The organism is Pseudomonas sp. PS02302, assembly GCF_029959585.1.
Taxonomy (GTDB): Bacteria; Pseudomonadota; Gammaproteobacteria; order Pseudomonadales; family Pseudomonadaceae; genus Chryseomonas; species Chryseomonas aestiva.
On record NZ_JASCON010000100.1, the window covers coordinates 1 to 17,968 of the forward strand.

Genomic DNA, 17,968 nt, shown 5'->3' on the forward strand with positions numbered 1-17,968 from the left:
GGGGTGTAGAGGCCAGGAAGGGTCTTCATGGCGTACCTCTTTGCAGGGGGCCTTGGGAGCGTGTCCGGCCCTGCCGCGCAGGGTCCGGACACCGGGCTAATCTAGGCGCGCCACCCCGTCCAAGCCATTGAAACGTCGGACGTCTGGCTATACCAAGGTATATCCCGCCCAGGTCCGCCCCTCTCCTGCTGCCACCCGCGCCCGGGCCCGGCGCCAGAGCAGAAGCTTCATCTCGCTGTCATCCTCCCGACATCTGCCGCCGGCATTGTCTCCCCCGATGAGATCGATCTCAAACGAGGCCGGCATGACCGATCTGAAACAGGTAGCGCAACAGGCGGGAGTCTCCCGGGCCACGGCGGCGCGGGCCTTCGCCACGCCCGAGCAGGTGCGCGAGAGCACCCGCCAGCGGGTGCTGGACGCCGCGCGCAGTCTCAATTTCCGTCCCAATCTGCTGGGCCGCCAGCTGCGTCAACAGAGCACCCGGCTGATCGGCGTGGTGGTGCCCAGCCTGCTCAACCCGGTGTTCGCCGAGCAATTGCACGCCATGGAGCGCACCGCGCGCAGCCAGGGCTATTCGCTGGTGATCGCCACCACCGACTACCAGCCCGAGCGCGAGGCGGCGGTGGTGGAGGAACTGCTGCGCCAGCGCGTCGCCGGCCTGGTACTGACGGTGGCCGACGCCGACCGCAGCGCGGTACTGGCCGAGCTGAGCCAGGAGCGGACGCCCTTCATCCTGGCCTATCACGAACCCCAGCGTCCCTATGCGGCGGTGGCGGTGGACAACCGCCAGGGCATGGCCATGGCCACCGAGCACCTGCTCGGCCTGGGGCACCGCCGCATCGCCCTGGTCTCGGGGCCGGCCCAGCAGTCGGATCGCAGCGAGCGTCGCTTCGCCGGCTATTGCCAGGCGATGGCCGCCGCCGGCCTGCCGACGCTGCCGCGGCTGGAGCTGGCCAGCCACACCGACGCCGACTGGGCGGAGCTGGCGCCGCTGCTGGAGCGTCACGCCCCGACCGCCCTGCTCTGCACCAACGACCTGCTGGCTATCAGCGTCATCGCCGAACTCCAGCGCCACGGGGTGCCCGTGCCTGCCGACCTCTCGGTGGTGGGCTTCGATGGCATCGCCATGGGCGCCCGCCTCGAACCCAGCCTGTGCAGCGTCATGCAGCCCTTGCAGAGCCTGGGCGCCGTGCTCGTCACCGAATTGCTGGCGCTGATCGCCGGCAGTGCCACCCACCAGCAGTGTCTGCCCTGCCTCGTCCGTCCCGGCACCAGTGCCGGCCCCTTGAAGGAGCCCTACCGATGAAATCACCCTTCCCCATGCGTCGTCTGCTGGCCGGCGTCGCCCTGGCCTGTGGCCTGGCCAGCGCCCAGGCCGCCGAAACCGCCATCTGCTACAACTGCCCGCTGGAATGGGCCGACTGGGGTGCCCAGCTCAAGGCCATCGCCGCCGACACCGGTATCGAGGTCCCCCAGGACAACAAGAATTCCGGGCAGTCGCTGGCCCAGCTGGTGGCCGAGCGCGAAGCCCCGGTGGCCGACGTCGTCTACTACGGGGTGACCTTCGGCATCCAGGCGGACAAGGCCGGCGTGCTGCAGCCCTACCAGCCCAAGCACTGGGATCAGGTACCCGCTGGCCTCAAGGACCCCCAGGGGGAATGGACCGCCATCCATTCCGGCACCCTCGGCTTCATGGTCAATACCCAGGCCCTGGGCGGCAAGCCGGTGCCGCAGCGCTGGGCCGATCTGCTCAAGCCCGAGTACCGCGGCCTGGTGGGCTACCTGGATCCGTCCAGCGCCTTTGTCGGCTACGTCACCGCCGTGGCGCTCAACCAGGCCCTGGGTGGCAACCTCGACGACTTCGGTCCGGCCATGGCCTTCTTCAAGAAGCTGGCGGCCAACGATCCCATCGTGCCCAAGCAGACCGCCTATGCCCGTCTGCTCTCCGGCGAGATCCCGATCCTGGTGGACTACGACTTCAACGCCTACCGCGCCCGCTACAAGGACAACGCCCCGGTGGCCTTTGTCATTCCCCAGGAAGGCAGCCTGACCGTGCCTTACACCATGAGCCTGGTGAAGGGCGCGCCGCACCGCGCCAATGGCGAGAAGGTGCTGGACTATGTGCTGTCGGACCAGGGCCAGGCGCTCTGGGCCCAGGCCTACCTGCGGCCGGTGCGGGACGTGCCGCTGCCGGCCGAGGTGAAGGCGCGCTTCCTGCCCGCCGCCGACTATGCCCGCGCCGGCACCGTCGACTACGGTCACATGGCCGCGGTCCAGGAAGCCTTCGCCAAGCGTTACCAGGCCGAGGTGCGCTGAGATGCAGGGCCTCGCCGTTTCCTTCGGGCGCCGCCGGGTGCCGCGCCGGCTGCCCTGGCCGGTGCTGGTCGCCCTGGCACCGGCGAGCGCCTTCCTGCTGGCCTTCTGGCTGTTGCCACTGACCCACCTGCTGGTGCTCGGCGCCCGCCCGGACGCCGCCGGCAGCTCCGGCTACTGGCAGGTGCTGACCAGCGCCGGCTATCTGTCCGGACTCGCCCAGACGGTGGCCCTGGCCGCCGTCACCACCCTGGCCACCCTGCTGGTGGCCGGCATCGCCGGCTGCTTCCTGGCGCGCCATGCCTTCCCTGGGCGCAGCCTGCTGGTGGCGCTGCTGACCTTTCCGCTGGCCTTTCCCGGCGTGGTGGTGGGCTTCCTGATCATCCTGCTGGGCGGCCGCCAGGGTCTGTTCGCCAGCCTTGGGCGCGGCCTGTTCGGTGAGCCCTGGGTGTTCGCCTATTCGCTGTTCGGACTGTTTCTCGGCTATCTCTATTTCTCCATCCCGCGGGTGATCCTCACGGTGATGGCGGCCTGCGAGACCCTCGACACCAGCCTGGAAGAAGCCGCCCGCTCCCTGGGCGCCGGGCTCTTCGCCGTGGTGCGCGACGTGCTGATCCCCGGCCTGACCCCGGCCCTGCTGTCCAGCGGCGCGCTGTGCTTCGCCACCGCCATGGGCGCCTTCGGCACCGCCTTCACCCTCGGCACGCGCCTGGCGGTGACGCCCATCGCCATCTACGACACCTTCACCAACTTCGCCAACTTCGGCGTCGCCGCGGCGCTCTCGGTGGTGCTCGGCCTCGTCACCTGGCTGGTCCTGCTGCTGGCCCGGCGCCTCGGCGGTGTCCAGGGAGACCTGCGATGAATCGCCCCCTGCGCTTCTGGCTGCAACTGCTGTTCACCCTGCTGGTGGCCGCCTTCCTATTGGTGCCGGTGCTCCTCTCGGTGCTGGCCGGCCTCACCCGCAACTACTTCCAGGGTCTCGCCAGCGGCCTCACCCTCGACTGGGTGCTGCAGGTCTGGCAGGCCTATGCGCCCACCGTCTGGCTGTCGCTGCAACTGGCGCTGGGCACGGCGGTCCTCGCGGTCGTGCTCGGCGTCCCGGCGGCCTATGCCCTGGTCCGGCTGGACAACCGCTTCGCCCGCGCCTTCGAGGAATTGCTGGTATTGCCGGTGGCCATGCCCGGTTTCGCCTCGGCCCTGGCGCTGCTGCTGACCTACGGCCACCTTGGCGGCTTTCGCCGCAGCCCGGCGATCATCCTGGTGGGTCACCTGCTGTTCACCCTGCCCTTCCTGATCCGCCCGGTGATGGCGGTGCTCAGGCGCAGCCAGCTGCCGCAGCTGGAGGAAGCCGCGGCCAGCCTCGGCGCCGGTCCCTGGCAGCGCTTCTTCGGTGTGGTGGTGCCCAATGCCCGCGCTGGCATCCTCGCCGGCAGCCTCATGGTGATCACCCTCTCGCTGGGGGAATTCAACCTCACCTGGATGCTGCACACGCCCCTGACCAAGACCCTGCCGGTGGGCCTGGCCGACAGCTACGCCTCGGCGCGGCTGGAGGTGGGCTCCGCCTACACCCTGATCTTCCTCTTGCTGATCGTGCCGCTGCTGGTCGCCCTCCAGGTCCTCAGCGCCCGTCTCTCCCGTGGAGCCCTGCGATGACCCAAGGTACCGCCGTCCGCCTGCGCCACTGCGCCAAGACCTTTGCCGGGGGCCGCCAGGTGCTACAGCCCCTGGACCTCGACATCCACCCGGGCGAGACCCTGGTGTTCCTCGGGCCCTCCGGCTGTGGCAAGACCACCACCCTGCGGCTGATCGCCGGCCTGGAGCAGCCCGATGCCGGCGGCCAGGTGCTGTTCGACGAGCGTGACGTCACCGGCCTGCCCATCGAGCGGCGCGACGTCGGCATGGTGTTCCAGAACTACGCCCTGTTTCCCAACCTGGACGTGGCCGGCAACATCGCCTACGGCCTGAGGATCCGCGGCCTGCCGCGCGCCGAGCGCGCTGCCCGGGTCGCCGAATTGCTGGCCATGATGCAACTTGAAGCCCTGGCCGAGCGGCGCATCCAGCAGCTGTCCGGTGGCCAGCGCCAGCGCGTCGCCCTGGCCCGGGCGCTGGCACCGCGCCCCCGGGTGCTCCTGTTCGACGAACCCCTGGCGGCGCTGGACGCCCAGCTGCGCGAGCAGTTGCGGGCCGACATCGGCGCCCTGCTGCGCGAACTCGGCACCACCGCGGTCTATGTCACCCATGACCAGCAGGAAGCCCTGGCCCTGGGCGATCGCATCGTGGTGATGGGCGAAGGCCGCATCGCCCAGATCGGCACCCCGACGCAGATCTACCAGCGCCCGGCCAGTCGCTTCGTCGCCGGTTTCGTCGGCCAGCTCAACCGCTTCGAGGTGCGCGGCCAGAGCGGCGCCGAGGTGGCGGTCGCCGGCGGGCGGCTGCCCTGGACCGGCGCTGCCAGCACCCTGTTCTGTCGCCCGGAACACCTGGAGCCGAGCACGACGCCCGCGCACCTCACCGGCATCCTGATCGGGCAATTCTTCCAGGGCGCCCATTCGCGGCTGCTGGTGGAAGTGGGCGCCGGCCAGCCGCTGCTGGTGGACACCGCCCAGCCCCTGCAGGCGCAACCGGGCGACCTGCTGCACCTGAGCGTGCGCCCAGACGCGCTCTTCACCCTGGCTTCCTAGGAGATCCCCATGTCCGCGCCCTTCCTGCTGGCCCAGCTCAGCGACCTGCACATCAAGGCCGGCGGCCGGCTGTCCTACGGGGTGGTCGATACCCTCGGCGCCCTGCGCCTGGCGGTGGACCGCCTCAACGCCCTGCAACCGCGCCCGGATGCGCTGGTCATCACCGGCGACCTGGTGGACTTCGGCACCCCCGAGGAATACGCCACCCTGCGCGAGGTCTTGGCCGAACTGACCATGCCCTTCTTCGTCATCCCCGGCAATCACGACGACCGCGCCGCCCTGCGCACGGCCTTCGCCGATCACCCCTATCTGCCGGCCCAGGGCACCCTGGACTGGCAGCAGGACTGCGGCCCGCTGCGGCTGATCGGTCTGGATACCCATATCCCCGGCGAGCACGGGGGGCGTCTCGACGCCGCGCAACTGGCCTGGCTCGACGCCCAGCTCAGCCAGGCATCCGACCAGCCGACCCTGGTGCTCCTGCACCATCCGCCGTTCCCGGTCGGCATCGGCCATATGGATCGCATCGGCCTGGACGGCGGCGCGGAACTCGAAGCCGTGATCCGCCGCCATCCCCAGGTGGAGCGGCTGCTTTGCGGTCATCTGCACCGGCTGATCCAGCGCCGCTTCGGCGGCACCCTGGCCTGCGTCTGTCCCGGCGTGTCGCACCAGGTCGACCTGGACCTGCGCGAGGCGGCGCCGTCGCGCTTTCGCCTGGAGCCGCCGGGCCTGCTGCTGCATCGCTGGGCGGACGAGGCCCTGGTGACCCACCATCTGCCGCTGGGCAATTACCCGGGGCCCTACCCCTTCTTCGCCGCCGATGGCCAGTTGCTGGACTGACACCGCCCCGTTTCGGGTCCTGAGGTAGCAGAGCGGCCGCTGCTGCGACCCAGGGTGGTGCAAAAGGTAACGCCGGCGCCTGACCGCGCAGACCTGCGGCCCAGCGCTGGCGAGCACTGGGCTCCCTGGCATGAGCCTTGCCTTGGCAGATTGGATACAAAAATCCAGGAAGCCAGTCCATGCCGCTCTCCGCCCTGTCCCGCTCCACCGCCCTGAGCGCCGAAGAAGAGGCCTATCGCCATCTGCTGCAGGCCATCTGCGCCGGGCACTATCGCAATGGCGAGCGGCTGATCGCCGAGGACATCGCCACCACCCTGGGCATGAGTCGCATGCCGGTGCGCAGCGCCTTCCAGCGCCTCGCCGCCGAAGGCCTGGTGATCCTCCGGCCGCATCGCGGCGCGGTGGTCAGCGGCCTGGACCTGGAGGACATGCGCGAGGTGTTCGAGATGCGCAGCGCCCTCGAAGGCCTGGCCATCCGCCTGGCCACGCCCCATGTCGGCCCCCGCGAGATGACGCGCCTGGAACGCCTGCTGGAAGACCTGGACGACGAGCAGGAACCCGGCGCCTGGGTCGCCCAGCACCGCGCCTTCCACGAATACCTGTGCAGCCTGGCCGGTCGCCCGCGGCTGCTGCGCCAGATCAATGGCCTCTATGCCCTGATCGAGCCGCACATGCAGCTCTGGCTGCACGTCGATCGCCCCCAGTCGGCCCGCGACGAGCACGCGCCCATCCTCGCCGCCCTGCGCGCCGGCGACGCCGCCGAGGCCGAGCGGGTGTTGCGCGAGCACATCGAGGGCACGGTGCCCGACCTGCTGACCTTCATCGAACGATCGGGCGACCAGACCCGAAGTACGCCCCCGCGCTGAGCCATCCGCCCTGCCCATCCCCGTCCTTCCGGAGAAGACCATGACCCGCCACCGGCTTTCCTGCAGTCTGCTCGCCCTGACCCTCGTCGCCGGCTTCACCCAGGCCGCCCCGCAGATCCCCGAGCGCCTGGCCAAGGCCTCCAAGATCACCTATTGCGGCGCTCTCGATACCCCGCCGATCGGCTTCTTCGATGAAGCCCAGAAGCCCAAGGGCCTCACCGTCGACCTCGGCGCCGAGATCGCCAAGCGGCTCGGCGACAAGAAGGTCGACTGGCGCGTGGTGCCCTTCTCCGGCCTGATCCCGGCGCTGCTGGCCGGCCAGTGCGATCTGCTGATCGACCAGCTGTTCGACAAGCCCGAGCGGCGCCAGGTGATCGACATCGTCAACTACATGTACTCCAGTCAGGCGGTGGTGGTGCCGGCCGGTAACAAGGCCGGCATCCACACCCTGGACGACCTCGCCGGCAAGAAGGTGGCGGTGCTCAATGGCTCCACCATCCGCACCCTGCTCGACGCCCACAACGAGGAGCTGAAGAAGGCTGGCAAGGCGCCCATGAAGCTGGTGGCCTACAACAGCGACACCGACGCCTTCCAGGCCCTGCGCCTGGGCCAGACCGACGCCTACGGCACCACCGTGGAAACCGCCGCCTACTACCAGGGCGTCGCGCCCGGCCAGTTCGAGACCGGCGTGCCGGCCTTCGCCCGCATCCTCACCGGGATCGGCGTACGCAAGGACGACAGCCAGCTCAGCAGCGCCCTCACCCAGATCCTCGCCGACATGAAGGCCGATGGCAGCTACGCCACCCTCATGGCCAAGTGGCACCTGGAAGGCGACAAGCTCGATTAAGGGAAGGCCACGATGAACTTCAGCTGGGATGTGTTCTGGCAGTACCTGCTGCACCCGAGCGACGTCTACCTCTACGGCCTCGGGCTGACCTGCGTCATCGCCATCGGTGCCATGCTGCTGGGCTGCGCGCTCGGCCTCTTGGCGGCGCTGGCACGGCTGTCGCGCTACCGGGCGCTGCAATACCCGGTGCGCTGCTATGTCTGGCTGATGCGCGGCACGCCGCTGCTGGTGCAGATCGTCTTCCTCTACACGGCCCTGGCGGCCGGCGGCATCTTTCGCTTCGAGGACCTGGACCTGGGCTTCCTGGTGATCCCGGGCAACATCCAGGCGGCCATCATCGCCCTGGGCCTCAACGAAGGTGCCTACATGGCCGAGATCATCCGCGCCGGCATCGGTGCGGTGGATCGCGGCCAGTACGAGGCGGCGCGCTCCCTGGGCATGACGCCGGCCAAGCTGATGCGCCGCATCGTGCTGCCCCAGGCGCTGCGGGTGATCATTCCGCCGCTCGGCAACGAGTTCAACGTGATGCTCAAGAACACCACCCTGGTCAGCGTCATCGGGGTGCAGGAGCTGCTGCTCAGCACCCAGATGATCACCTCGGCGACCTTCCGCGTCTTCGAGCTGTACCTGGTGGTGGCCATCTACTTCCTGGTCCTGACCACCCTCTGGGGCTTCTTCCAGGCCTGGCTGGAGCGGCGCTTCGGCAAGGCCGACGGTCACCGGCCCACCGCCACCGGCCGGCTGTTCAGCCTGCAGGGCTTCAAGCTACGGGGACGCTAGCCATGACGACCACGCAAGAATTCGTGATCCAGGCGCTGGAGGTGCACAAGGCCTTCGGCGAGCTGGAGATCCTCAAGGGCGTGACCCTGGAGGTGCGCCGTGGCGAGGTGGTGGTGCTGATCGGCGCCTCCGGTTCCGGCAAGACCACCTTCATCCGCTGCCTCAACCACCTGGAAGACATCCAGGGCGGCACCATTCGCGTCAATGGCGAGCTGATGGGCTTTCGCGAGCGTGCCGATGGCTCGAGAGTCAGGGACTCCGAGCGCAATATCGCCCGCCGCCGCCGCGACATCGGCATGGTGTTCCAGAGGTTCAACCTCTTCCCGCACATGACGGTGCTGGAAAACATCATCGAGGCGCCGATCCAGGTGCTGGGCGTGGCGCGCGCCGCCGCCGTGGAACAGGCCCGCGCCCTGCTCGCCCGGGTGCGGCTGTCCGACAAGGCCGAGCACTATCCGGCGCAACTCTCCGGCGGCCAGCAGCAGCGCGTGGCCATCGCCCGCGCCCTGGCGATGAAACCCCAGGCCATGCTGTTCGACGAACCCACCAGCGCCCTTGACCCGGAAACCGTGGGCGAGGTGCTGCAGGTGATGAAGGAGCTGGCCGAAGACGGCATGACCATGGTGGTGGTGACCCACGAGATGGGCTTCGCCCGCGAGGTGGCCGATCGCGTGGTGGTGCTGCACCAGGGCGAGCTGATCGAGGAAGGCCCGCCGGCCCAGGTGTTCGGCAATCCCACCCATCCGCGCACCCGCGAATTCCTCAGCCGCGTGCTCTAGACCGGAGACTTCCATGGCCGTTCGTCCCCTGCTGGCCGCCCTCGCCCTCTGCCTGACGCCCCTGACCCAGGCCGCCGAGTCCGAGGTGCGTTTCTACAACTGGTCGGACTACATAGGTCCGGACACCCTCAAGCAGTTCACCCAGGCCAGCGGCGTCCAGGTGCGCTACGACGTCTTCGACACCAACGAGATGCTCGAAGCCAAGCTGCTGTCCGGCCATTCCGGCTATGACCTGGTGGTGCCGTCCAACCAGTTCCTCACCAAGCAGATCAAGGCGGGCGCCTACCAGCCGGTGGATCGCAACCGGCTGTCCAACTGGCAGCACCTGGATCCACGGCTCATGCAGCGCCTGGAAGCGGCCGATCCCGGCAATCGCTACGCCGTGCCCTACCTCTGGGGCACCGTGGGCATCGGCTACAACGCCGCCAAGGTCCGCGCCGCCCTGGGCGATGGCGCCCCGGTGGACTCCTGGGACCTGCTGTTCAAGCCGGAGAACCTGGCCAGGCTCAAGGGCTGCGGCGTGGCCCTGCTCGATGCGCCGCAAAAGGTCTTCGCCCAGACCCTGCACTACCTGGGCCTGGACCCCAACAGCCGGAATCCCGAGGACTACCGCAAGGCCTCCGCGTTGCTGCAGCAGCTCAAGCCGTCGGTGACCTATTTCAGCTCCAGCAAGTACATCACCGACCTGGCCAATGGCGACGTCTGCGTGGCCATGGGCTATTCGGGCGATGTCCTGCAGGCCCAGAGCCGCGCCAGGGAAGCCGGCAAGGCGAGTGACGTGCGCTACGTGATCCCCAGGGAAGGCGCCAATCTCTGGTTCGACATGCTCGCCATCCCCAAGGACGCCAAGAATCCCCAGGGCGCCCTGGCGCTGATCGACTACCTGCTGCGCCCCGAGGTGATCGCCCCGGTCAGCGACTATGTCGGCTACGCCAATCCCAACCGCGACGCCACCGCCCTGCTCGATGCCAAGGTGCGCGACAACCCGGGCATCTACCCCAGCGCGGCCATCGCCGAGCGCCTCTACGTCTCCGCCGATCTGCCGCCGCAGATCCAGCGGCTGATGACCCGCGAGTGGACCCGCATCAAGACCGGACAATGACCTCGAAGAGCCTGCCATGCTGAATTTCTCTGCCCACGACTACCCCTACGCCTCGCAACGCCAGAGCGTTTTCGCGCGCAATGGCATGGTCGCCACCTCCCAGCCGCTGGCCGCCGAAGCCGGCATCACCATGCTGCGCCAGGGTGGCAACGCCATCGACGCGGCCATCGCCACCGCCGCGGCCCTGACCGTGGTGGAACCTACCGGCAATGCCATCGGCGGCGACGCCTTCGCCCTGGTCTGGGTCAAGGACCAGCTGCATGGCCTGGACGCCAGCGGCCATGCCCCGGCCAGTCTCGACATCGCCACGGTCAAGGCGGCCGGCCACGAGCGCATGCCCGTGCACGGCTGGCTGCCGGTCACGGTGCCGGGCTGCCCGGCGGCCTGGGCCGAGTTGTCGCGCCGCTTCGGCAAGCTGCCCTTCGCCACCCTGTTCGAACCCGCCATCGCCCTGGCCCGCGACGGCTTTCCGGTGTCGCCGGTGGTTGCCCACCAGTGGCGCATCGCCCAGGCCGAGTACCAGGCCAGCCGGGACCAGTCCCCCGAGCTGGCGGCCTGGTTCGACACCTTCCTCATCGACGGCCAGGCACCGGTCGCCGGCCAGCTGTTTCGCAACCCCGCCCAGGCCCGCACCCTGGAGGAACTGGCACAGACCCGCTGCGAGAGCTTCTACCGGGGCGCCATCGCCCAACGGCTGGCCGAGCATGCCGCGGCCAGCGGCGGGCAGCTGAGCGCAGCGGACCTGGCCGGCTACCAGCCGCGCTGGGTGGAGCCGATCAAGGTCGACTACCGCGGCTACCAGGTGTGGGAGATTCCGCCAAGTGGCCAGGGCCTGATCGCCCTCATGACCCTGAACATCCTCAAGGGTTACGACTTCGACCAGCGCGACAGCCAGCTCACCTGGCACCGCCAGCTGGAGGCCATGAAGAAGGCCTATGCCGACGGCCTGCACTACATCACCGATCCCGAGCACATGAGGGTCGCCGCCAGCGTCCTGCTGGACGATGCCTATGCCGAGCGCCGCCGCGCCGAGATCACCGACCAGGCCCAGCCGCCGCTGCATGGCGATCCCCAGGCCAGCGGCACCGTCTACATCGCCACCGCCGATGGCGAGGGCAACATGGTGTCCTTCATCCAGAGCGCCTACCACGGCTTCGGCTCCGGCGTGGTGCTGCCCGACAGCGGCATCGGCCTGCAGAATCGCGGTTCGGAATTCAGCCTGGATGCCAGCCACTCCAACGCCCTGGCGCCGGGCAAGCAGACCTTCCACACCATCATCCCGGGCTTCCTGAGCAAGGGTGACGTGCCCATCGGCCCCTTTGGCGTCATGGGTGGCTACATGCAGCCCCAAGGCCATGTGCAGATGGTGATGAATCTGGTGGACTTCGGCCTGAATCCCCAGGCGGCGCTGGACGCCCCGCGCTGGCAGTGGCTGGGGGAGATGAAGGTCGGCATCGAACAGGCGGCTTCCCGCGCCCTGGCCAGTGGTCTGGCGCGGCGCGGTCACCAGATCGAGATCGCCCACGACTCCACCGACTTCGGTCGCGGCCAGATCATCGTCCGCGATCCGCAGACCGGCGTGCTCTGCGGCGGCACGGAGCCGCGCGCGGATTCCCATATCGCGGTCTGCTGACCGCCGGAACGGCCCCGCCCGGCTCCGGGCGGGGCGCTCCCTCAGAGCGCGATACCGACCGCCCTGGCACGGGCGGCGTGCAGCTTTCGATAGCTGTCGATCAGCCGCAGGTGCTTGTCGAGGCCTTCCAGCCTGAGGCTGGTGGGCGTCAGGCCAGGGAAGCGTACCTCGCCCGAGACCGAACCCAGGGCGGCGTCCAGGCGCTCCTCGCCGAACATCCGGCGGAAGTTGACCTCGAAGTCGGCCAGTTCCAGTTCGTCGTCCATGTCGACTTCCAGCACCGCATTGAGCGCCTGGTAGAACAGACCGCGCTCCAGGGTGTTGTCGTTGAACTGCAGGAAGGTCTCGACCTCTTCCTTGGCCTCTTCGAATTGCTGCAGCGCCAGGTGGATGAGCAGCTTGAGCTCCAGCACGGTCAGCTGGCCCCAGACGGTGTTCTCGTCGAATTCCACGCCGATCAGGGTGGCGATGCGGGTGTAGTCGTCCACCTGGGTATCGTCCAGGCGTTCGAGCAGGGACTCCAGGGCCGCATCGTCCAGCTGGTGCAGGGTGAGGATGTCCTCGCGCACCGCCAGCGCCTTGTTGGTGTTGTCCCAGATCAGGTCCTCGACCGGATAGATCTCCGAATAGCCCGGCACCAGGATGCGGCAGGCCGGTGCGCCCAGTTCCTCGTACACCGCCATGTAGGCTTCCAGATCCCGTTCGGCGAGGATGCCGAACAGGGTGGCGGCCTCCTGGGCGGTGGCATCTTCGCCCTCGCTGGAAAAGTCCCAGTCGACGAAGTCATGGTCGGCCCTGGCGCTGAAGAAGCGCCAGGAGACCAGGCCGCTGGAGTCGATGAAGTGCTCGACGAAGTTGTTCGGCTCCATCAGCGCCTGGCTCTCGAAGGTCGGCTGCGGCAGATCGTTGAGGCCCTCGAAGCTGCGGCCCTGCAACAGCTCGGTGAGGCTGCGCTCCAGGGCGATCTCCAGGCGCGGATGGGCGCCAAAGGAGGCGAACACCCCGCCGGTGCGCGGATTCATCAGGGTCACGCACATCACCGGGAATTCGCCACCCAGGGAGGCATCCTTGACCAGCACCGGAAAGCCCTGGGCTTCCAGGCCGCGAATACCCTCGACGATGGCGGGATAGCGGGCCAGCACCGCCTCGGGCACGTCGGGCAGCGCCAGTTCGCCTTCGAGGATCTCGCGCTTCACCGCCCGTTCGAAGATTTCCGACAGGCATTGCACCTGGGCTTCGGCGAGGGTGTTGCCGGCGCTCATGCCGTTGCTGAGGTAGAGGTTCTCGATCAGGTTCGAGGGGAAGTACACCACCTCGCCATCGGACTGGCGCACGAAGGGCAGCGCGCAGATGCCGCGCGCCACGTTGCCGGAGTTGGTGTCGTGCAGGTGCGAGGCGCGCAGTTCGCCTTCCGGGTCGTAGAGCTTGCGGCAATGGCGGTCGAGGATCTCCCGGGGCAGCGCATCCTTGGGCCCGGGCTGGAACCAGCGCTCGTCGGGGTGGTGGACGAAGGCCGCGTTGCCGATGGCCTCGCCCCAGTACTGGTCGTTGTAGAAGAAGTTGCAGTTGAGGCGTTCGATGAATTCGCCCAGCGCCGAGGCCAGGGCCGCTTCCTTGGTCGCGCCCTTGCCATTGGTGAAGCACAGCGCCGACTGCACATCGCGCAGGTGCAGCGACCAGACGTTGGGCACGATGTTGCGCCAGGAAGCGATCTCCACCTTCATGCCCAGGTCAGCGAGGATGCCGGAAAGCTTGGCGATGGTCTCTTCCAGCGGCCGGTCCTTGCCGGGGATGTAGGTTTGGCTACCGGTATCGCTGGGCAGCAGCAGGGCCTGGGCATCGGCGTCCAGACTCTCCACCGCCTCGATGATGAAGTCGGGACCGGCCTGCACCGCCTTCTTCACCGTGCAGCGATCGATGGACCTGAGGATGCCCTGGCGATCCTTGTCGGAGAGATCCGCGGGCAGCTCGACCTGAATCTTGAAGGTCTGCTTGTAGCGATTCTCCGGGTCGACGATGTTGCTCTGCGCCAGGCGGATGTTGTCGGTGGGGATGTCGCGGGTCTGGCAGTAGAGCTTGACGAAATAGGCCGCGCAGAGTGCCGAGGACGCCAGGAAATAGTCGAAGGGCCCCGGGGCCGAGCCGTCACCCTTGTAGCGGATGGGCTGATCGGCGATCACCGAGAAGTCGTCGAACTTGGCTTCGAGCCTCAGGTTGTCGAGAAAATTGACCTTGATTTCCATGCACAGCATTCCGGTTTGGCGGCAGATTGGCCGCCATTATCCGGACAAAGGGGCGCGGGCGATATGCAGGCCGTCGTTCCGTGGACCACGGGGCAGGCCTCGTCAGTCGTTAGTCCAGCAGAAAGATGCCGTCTGGATAGCGTGCGCAGAGGAAGTCGACGAAGGCCTTCAACTTGGGGCTCTGCAGTCGTCGCGAAGTGTGCAGCACCCAGAGTTCGGTCTCACCGGCCAGGGTGCCCCAGCGCCTTAGCGCGCCTTCGTCCAGCTGCCGTTGCACCAGCGAGAGCGGCAACAGCGCCGCACCTGCACCGGCCAGTACCGCGTCGCGGATGGTCAGCAGTGAGGTCAGCTGCAACACCGGCTGGGGCAGGAAGCGCTTGCCGTCCTCCGTCAGCGTCCAGACCTCGCCCTCGCGCTGGCCGGGCATGACCACCGCAGGCAGAGGCGCAGGCTCGGCACCAGCCGTCAGAGGGCCTTCGAGGCCCGGGGCGGCGACCAGCACCCGACAGTCCCGGGCGAAGCAGCGACCCACCAGGGTGCTGTCGGGCGCGGGGTTGATACGAATGGCCAGGTCGAAGTGTTCCTCCACCAGATCGACCAGGCGATCCTCGGCCACCGCCTCGATCAGGATCTCCGGGTACTGCCGGCGAAAATCCGCACTCAGCCGGCCCAGCGCCACCTGGGAAAACAGCAGCGGCGCCGCGATGCGCAACCGCCCACGTGGCACCGCCACCCCCTCCTGCACCGCCGCCAGCGCCTCCTGCAATTCGCGCAGCGGCCCCAGGGTCCGGGCCGCCAGGTCGGCCCCGGCGGACGTCAGGACGAGGCTGCGTCCACCCCGTTCGATCAGCCTGACGCCCAGGGCGACTTCCAGTTCGGCCAGTCGCCGCGACAGGCTGGCCTTGGGTCGACCACTGGCGCGACTGGCCTTCCCGATGCCGCCGTGGGTGGCGATGAGCTGGAAGTCGAGGAGCAGACTGAAGTCCAAGGCACTGTCTCGATTGTGGAACGCTATGTCCCTATCCTAGCGGCTATTGGCCCAAGGTGGGACGACTTAAGGTGGCTCTACCCCTCACCCACCTGGAGTTACCGACATGACCATCCTCGTCACTGGCGCCACCGGCCGCGTAGGCCGCCACCTCGTGCAACAGCTCGTGCAGCGCGATGCCAAGGTGCGGGTGCTGACCCGCACTCCGGCCAGCGCCGATTTTCCCGCCACCGTCGAAGTCATGCAGGGCGACCTTCTGGATCTCGCTGCCCTGCGCCGCGCCTTCGCTGGCGTCTCCACCCTTTTCCTGCTCAACGCCGTGACCGGCGACGAATTCACCCAGGCGCTCATCACCCTCAACATCGCCCGGGAAAGCGGCGTCGAGCGGGTCGTCTACCTCTCGGTCTTCGGCGCCGACAGCGCGGTCAACGTACCGCACTTCGCGGTGAAATTCGGCGGCGAGCGGATGCTGGACGCCATGGGGTTCAGTGCCACCGTCTTGCGGCCCACCTACTTCATCGACAACGAGGTCATGATCAGGGACATCATCCTGCAGCATGGGATCTATCCCATGCCCCTCGGCGGCAAGGGCGTGGCCATGGTCGACGCCCGGGATATCGCCGAGGTCGCAGCGCTCGAACTCATCCGCCGCGATCAGGCGATCGACAAGCTGCCCAGCGAAACGATCAACCTGGTCGGCCCGGACAGCCTCACCGGCGCAGGCGCCGCGGCGATCTGGAGCGAACTGCTGGGCCGCCCCGTCCACTACGCCGGTGACGATCCGCGCGGCTTCGAGCAGAACATGGCGACCTTCATGCCGGCCTGGATGGCCTACGAGATGAGGCTCATGGCCGAGCGCTATGTCAGCGACGGCATGCTGCCCGAGCCCGGCGACCGCGAACGGCTGGTCCGGTTGCTGGGGCGACCGCTGCACGGCTATCGGGACTTCGCCAGGGCGCTGATCGGCTGACGGGTATCACCCTGGCGCTGGGTGCGCTCGACAGCGCACGCTTGCCAACGAACACTATATGTTATATAAAAATGTATATTGACTTGATCCAGGCGTGTTTACGATGACTCCTCCCACCCGGCCCCTCCCTGGCGGCACCCTCTCCCCTCAAGACATGCAGGCGCGGGCCCAGGAAGTGGCCGCCCTGCTCAAGACCCTGGCGCATCCGGTCCGGCTGCTGCTGGCCTGCGCCCTCGCCGAAGGTGAATACGCAGTCGGCGAACTGGAGGCCCGCCTGGACATCCACCAGCCCACCCTTTCCCAGCAACTCGGCGTGTTGCGCGAGGCTGGTCTGGTCGCCACCCGCCGCGAGGCCAAGCAGATCTTCTACCGGCTCACCGAAGACAAGGCCGCCCAGCTGTTGCAGGCGCTCTACCAGATCTTCTGCCAGCCCGAGAGCCAGACGCGATGATCCTCGCCGCCTATATGCCCGCCCTGGGTGGCGGTCTGCTGCTAGGCCTGGCCGCCAGCTTGCTGTTGCTGGTCAATGGGCGGATCGCCGGCATCAGCGGGATCTTTGGTCGGCTGCTCGGCGGGCAGCAGGCCGGCACCGGGCTGGTCTTCGTGCTGGGCCTGGTGCTGGGGCCGTTGCTGGTGAGCGGCCTGCACGTGCGTCCCGCCCTGACCGTGGACGCGACCTGGCCCCAGCTGCTACTGGCCGGGCTGCTGGTCGGCTTCGGGACGCGGCTGGGCTCGGGCTGCACCTCGGGCCATGGCATCCTCGGCGTGGCCCGCGGCTCGCGCCGCTCGCTGGCCGCCACCGCCGTCTTCCTGGCCTGTGGCCTGGCCACGGCCACCCTGCTGGAGCTGCTGCGATGAAATCGTGGCGGCTGGTCGTAGCGCTGCTGGCCGGTCTGCTCTTCGGCAGCGGCCTGGCCCTCTCGGGGATGCTCGATCCCGCCCGCGTACTGGGTTTTCTCGACCTCGCCAGCGGACGCTGGGACCCTAGCCTGCTGTTCGTCCTGGGCGGCGCCCTGCTGGTGGCGCTGCCCGCGGTTCAGCTCCAGCGCCGGCTGGCGCGCCCCCTCCTCGACAGGGCTTTTCACCTGCCGCCCACCGCGCCCGTCGACCGCCGCCTGCTGCTGGGCGCCCTGCTCTTCGGCCTGGGCTGGGGGCTGGCCGGGCTATGCCCCGGGCCCGCGCTGGCAGGCCTGGGGCTGGGTATCGCCAAGGTCTATGGCTTTGTCGCGGCGATGGTCGTGGGGATGGTGCTGCATGACCGGGGGCTCGCCCGACGCGAGACGGCGGCGCCCAAGGCCTGAACGCCAGGTACTTCGGGCGTGAGGCGTGGTCCTAGGTAGGGATGCGGGGGCATTTCAACCTGCGTCTCCCGCGCACAGGAGCATCCCATGTGTGGCCGCTTTGCCCAGTACCGTTACGCCCTCGATTATCTGGACGCCCTGGGCGCCGCGCCTGCGGATGTCCGCGGCGGCCTGGAACCCCGCGCCCTGGGTCGCTACAACGTGGCGCCGGGCACCCGCGTCCAGCTGCTCCACCAGCAGCAGGATGCCCTGCACCTGGACTCGGTGCTCTGGGGCTACCAGCCCGCCTGGGCGCGCCAGGCCAAGCGTCCGCCGGTGATCAACGCGCGCGTCGAAACGGCGGCCAGCAGCCGGATGTTTCGCGGCCTCTGGAAGAACGGCCGTGCCCTGGTGGTCGCGGATGGCTGGTACGAGTGGAAGAAGGACCCTGCAGATCCCAAGCTCAAGCAGCCCTACTTCATCCGGCTGAAATCCGGCGAGCCGCTGTTCTTCGCCGCCATCGGCCACTTCCGCCCGGCTGACCAGGCACCCCAGGACGATGACGGCTTCGTCATCGTCACCGCCGCCTCGGACGCCGGCATGGTCGACATCCATGACCGCCGCCCGTTGGTTCTGCCCTCGACCATTG

At 68.4% G+C, this 17,968-nt stretch carries 19 protein-coding genes; 17 read left to right on the forward strand and 2 right to left on the reverse strand.

Features of this window, described 5'->3' with window-relative positions; all coding sequences use genetic code 11:
• Nucleotides 1–304 precede the first annotated feature (304 nt).
• The 12 genes from QMX82_RS23090 (at nucleotide 305) to QMX82_RS23145 (ending at nucleotide 11,838) form a co-directional block, all read left to right on the forward strand.
• A complete protein-coding gene (locus tag QMX82_RS23090; protein ID WP_158896876.1) occupies nucleotides 305–1,306 on the forward strand; it encodes a substrate-binding domain-containing protein in 1,002 nt (333 codons plus the stop codon).
• A 14-nt stretch (nucleotides 1,307–1,320) separates the two neighbouring features.
• Complete coding sequence (locus QMX82_RS23095; protein ID WP_208694984.1) at nucleotides 1,321–2,316, forward strand: ABC transporter substrate-binding protein; 996 nt, start codon at nucleotides 1,321–1,323, stop codon at nucleotides 2,314–2,316.
• Between the two features lies 1 nt (nucleotide 2,317).
• On the forward strand, nucleotides 2,318–3,175 hold the full coding sequence (locus tag QMX82_RS23100) for an ABC transporter permease (protein WP_133860804.1): 858 nt from the start codon (nucleotides 2,318–2,320) through the stop codon (nucleotides 3,173–3,175).
• Nucleotides 3,172–3,966: an ABC transporter permease gene (locus QMX82_RS23105; RefSeq protein WP_282287918.1), complete on the forward strand. Its 795-nt coding sequence runs from the start codon at nucleotides 3,172–3,174 to the stop codon at nucleotides 3,964–3,966. Before QMX82_RS23100 ends, QMX82_RS23105 begins: the two co-directional genes overlap by 4 nt.
• Nucleotides 3,963–4,994: an ABC transporter ATP-binding protein gene (locus QMX82_RS23110; RefSeq protein ID WP_282287920.1), complete on the forward strand. Its 1,032-nt coding sequence runs from the start codon at nucleotides 3,963–3,965 to the stop codon at nucleotides 4,992–4,994. The genes QMX82_RS23105 and QMX82_RS23110 overlap by 4 nt, the downstream gene beginning before the upstream one ends.
• A gap of 9 nt (nucleotides 4,995–5,003) precedes the next feature.
• Nucleotides 5,004–5,831, forward strand: coding sequence for a phosphodiesterase (locus QMX82_RS23115; RefSeq protein ID WP_282287922.1), 828 nt, complete (start codon nucleotides 5,004–5,006; stop codon nucleotides 5,829–5,831).
• Nucleotides 5,832–6,010: 179 nt separating this feature from the next.
• Nucleotides 6,011–6,697: a GntR family transcriptional regulator gene (locus tag QMX82_RS23120; protein ID WP_158896871.1), complete on the forward strand. Its 687-nt coding sequence runs from the start codon at nucleotides 6,011–6,013 to the stop codon at nucleotides 6,695–6,697.
• Between the two features lie 40 nt (nucleotides 6,698–6,737).
• Nucleotides 6,738–7,544: an ABC transporter substrate-binding protein gene (locus QMX82_RS23125; protein WP_017641252.1), complete on the forward strand. Its 807-nt coding sequence runs from the start codon at nucleotides 6,738–6,740 to the stop codon at nucleotides 7,542–7,544.
• Between the two features lie 12 nt (nucleotides 7,545–7,556).
• Nucleotides 7,557–8,324 carry an amino acid ABC transporter permease gene (locus QMX82_RS23130; protein WP_187979482.1) on the forward strand — a complete coding sequence of 256 codons (768 nt, stop codon included), beginning with the start codon at nucleotides 7,557–7,559 and terminating at the stop codon, nucleotides 8,322–8,324.
• A gap of 2 nt (nucleotides 8,325–8,326) precedes the next feature.
• Nucleotides 8,327–9,103: an amino acid ABC transporter ATP-binding protein gene (locus tag QMX82_RS23135; RefSeq protein WP_282287927.1), complete on the forward strand. Its 777-nt coding sequence runs from the start codon at nucleotides 8,327–8,329 to the stop codon at nucleotides 9,101–9,103.
• Between the two features lie 13 nt (nucleotides 9,104–9,116).
• The gene (locus QMX82_RS23140) at nucleotides 9,117–10,205 is read left to right on the forward strand and encodes a polyamine ABC transporter substrate-binding protein (protein WP_282287929.1); all 1,089 of its coding nucleotides are present in this window, start codon (nucleotides 9,117–9,119) and stop codon (nucleotides 10,203–10,205) included.
• A gap of 16 nt (nucleotides 10,206–10,221) precedes the next feature.
• On the forward strand, nucleotides 10,222–11,838 hold the full coding sequence (locus tag QMX82_RS23145; protein ID WP_282287931.1) for a gamma-glutamyltransferase family protein: 1,617 nt from the start codon (nucleotides 10,222–10,224) through the stop codon (nucleotides 11,836–11,838).
• 41 nt (nucleotides 11,839–11,879) lie between these two features.
• On the opposite strand, the gene QMX82_RS23150 is transcribed toward QMX82_RS23145, so the two are convergent.
• A complete protein-coding gene (locus QMX82_RS23150; RefSeq protein ID WP_282287933.1) occupies nucleotides 11,880–14,081 on the reverse strand; it encodes an OsmC domain/YcaO domain-containing protein in 2,202 nt (733 codons plus the stop codon).
• 109 nt (nucleotides 14,082–14,190) lie between these two features.
• Nucleotides 14,191–15,069, reverse strand: a complete 879-nt coding sequence (locus QMX82_RS23155; RefSeq protein WP_282287935.1) for a LysR family transcriptional regulator — start codon at nucleotides 15,067–15,069, stop codon at nucleotides 14,191–14,193.
• Between the two features lie 106 nt (nucleotides 15,070–15,175).
• Between QMX82_RS23155 and QMX82_RS23160 the strand changes: the two genes are divergently transcribed.
• The 5 genes from QMX82_RS23160 to QMX82_RS23180 all read left to right on the forward strand — a co-directional run.
• The gene (locus tag QMX82_RS23160) at nucleotides 15,176–16,039 is read left to right on the forward strand and encodes an SDR family oxidoreductase (protein WP_208691456.1); all 864 of its coding nucleotides are present in this window, start codon (nucleotides 15,176–15,178) and stop codon (nucleotides 16,037–16,039) included.
• A gap of 103 nt (nucleotides 16,040–16,142) precedes the next feature.
• Nucleotides 16,143–16,490, forward strand: a complete 348-nt coding sequence (bigR, locus tag QMX82_RS23165) for a sulfite-sensing transcriptional repressor BigR (RefSeq protein ID WP_208691457.1) — start codon at nucleotides 16,143–16,145, stop codon at nucleotides 16,488–16,490.
• A complete protein-coding gene (locus tag QMX82_RS23170; protein ID WP_282287938.1) occupies nucleotides 16,487–16,897 on the forward strand; it encodes a YeeE/YedE family protein in 411 nt (136 codons plus the stop codon). The genes bigR and QMX82_RS23170 overlap by 4 nt, the downstream gene beginning before the upstream one ends.
• Entirely contained in the window at nucleotides 16,894–17,340 is a 447-nt protein-coding gene (locus tag QMX82_RS23175) for a DUF6691 family protein (RefSeq protein WP_208691458.1), read from the forward strand. Before QMX82_RS23170 ends, QMX82_RS23175 begins: the two co-directional genes overlap by 4 nt.
• An 87-nt stretch (nucleotides 17,341–17,427) precedes the next feature.
• Nucleotides 17,428–17,968: SOS response-associated peptidase family protein (locus tag QMX82_RS23180; protein WP_282287942.1), on the forward strand; the 541-nt coding region annotated here is incomplete at its 3' end.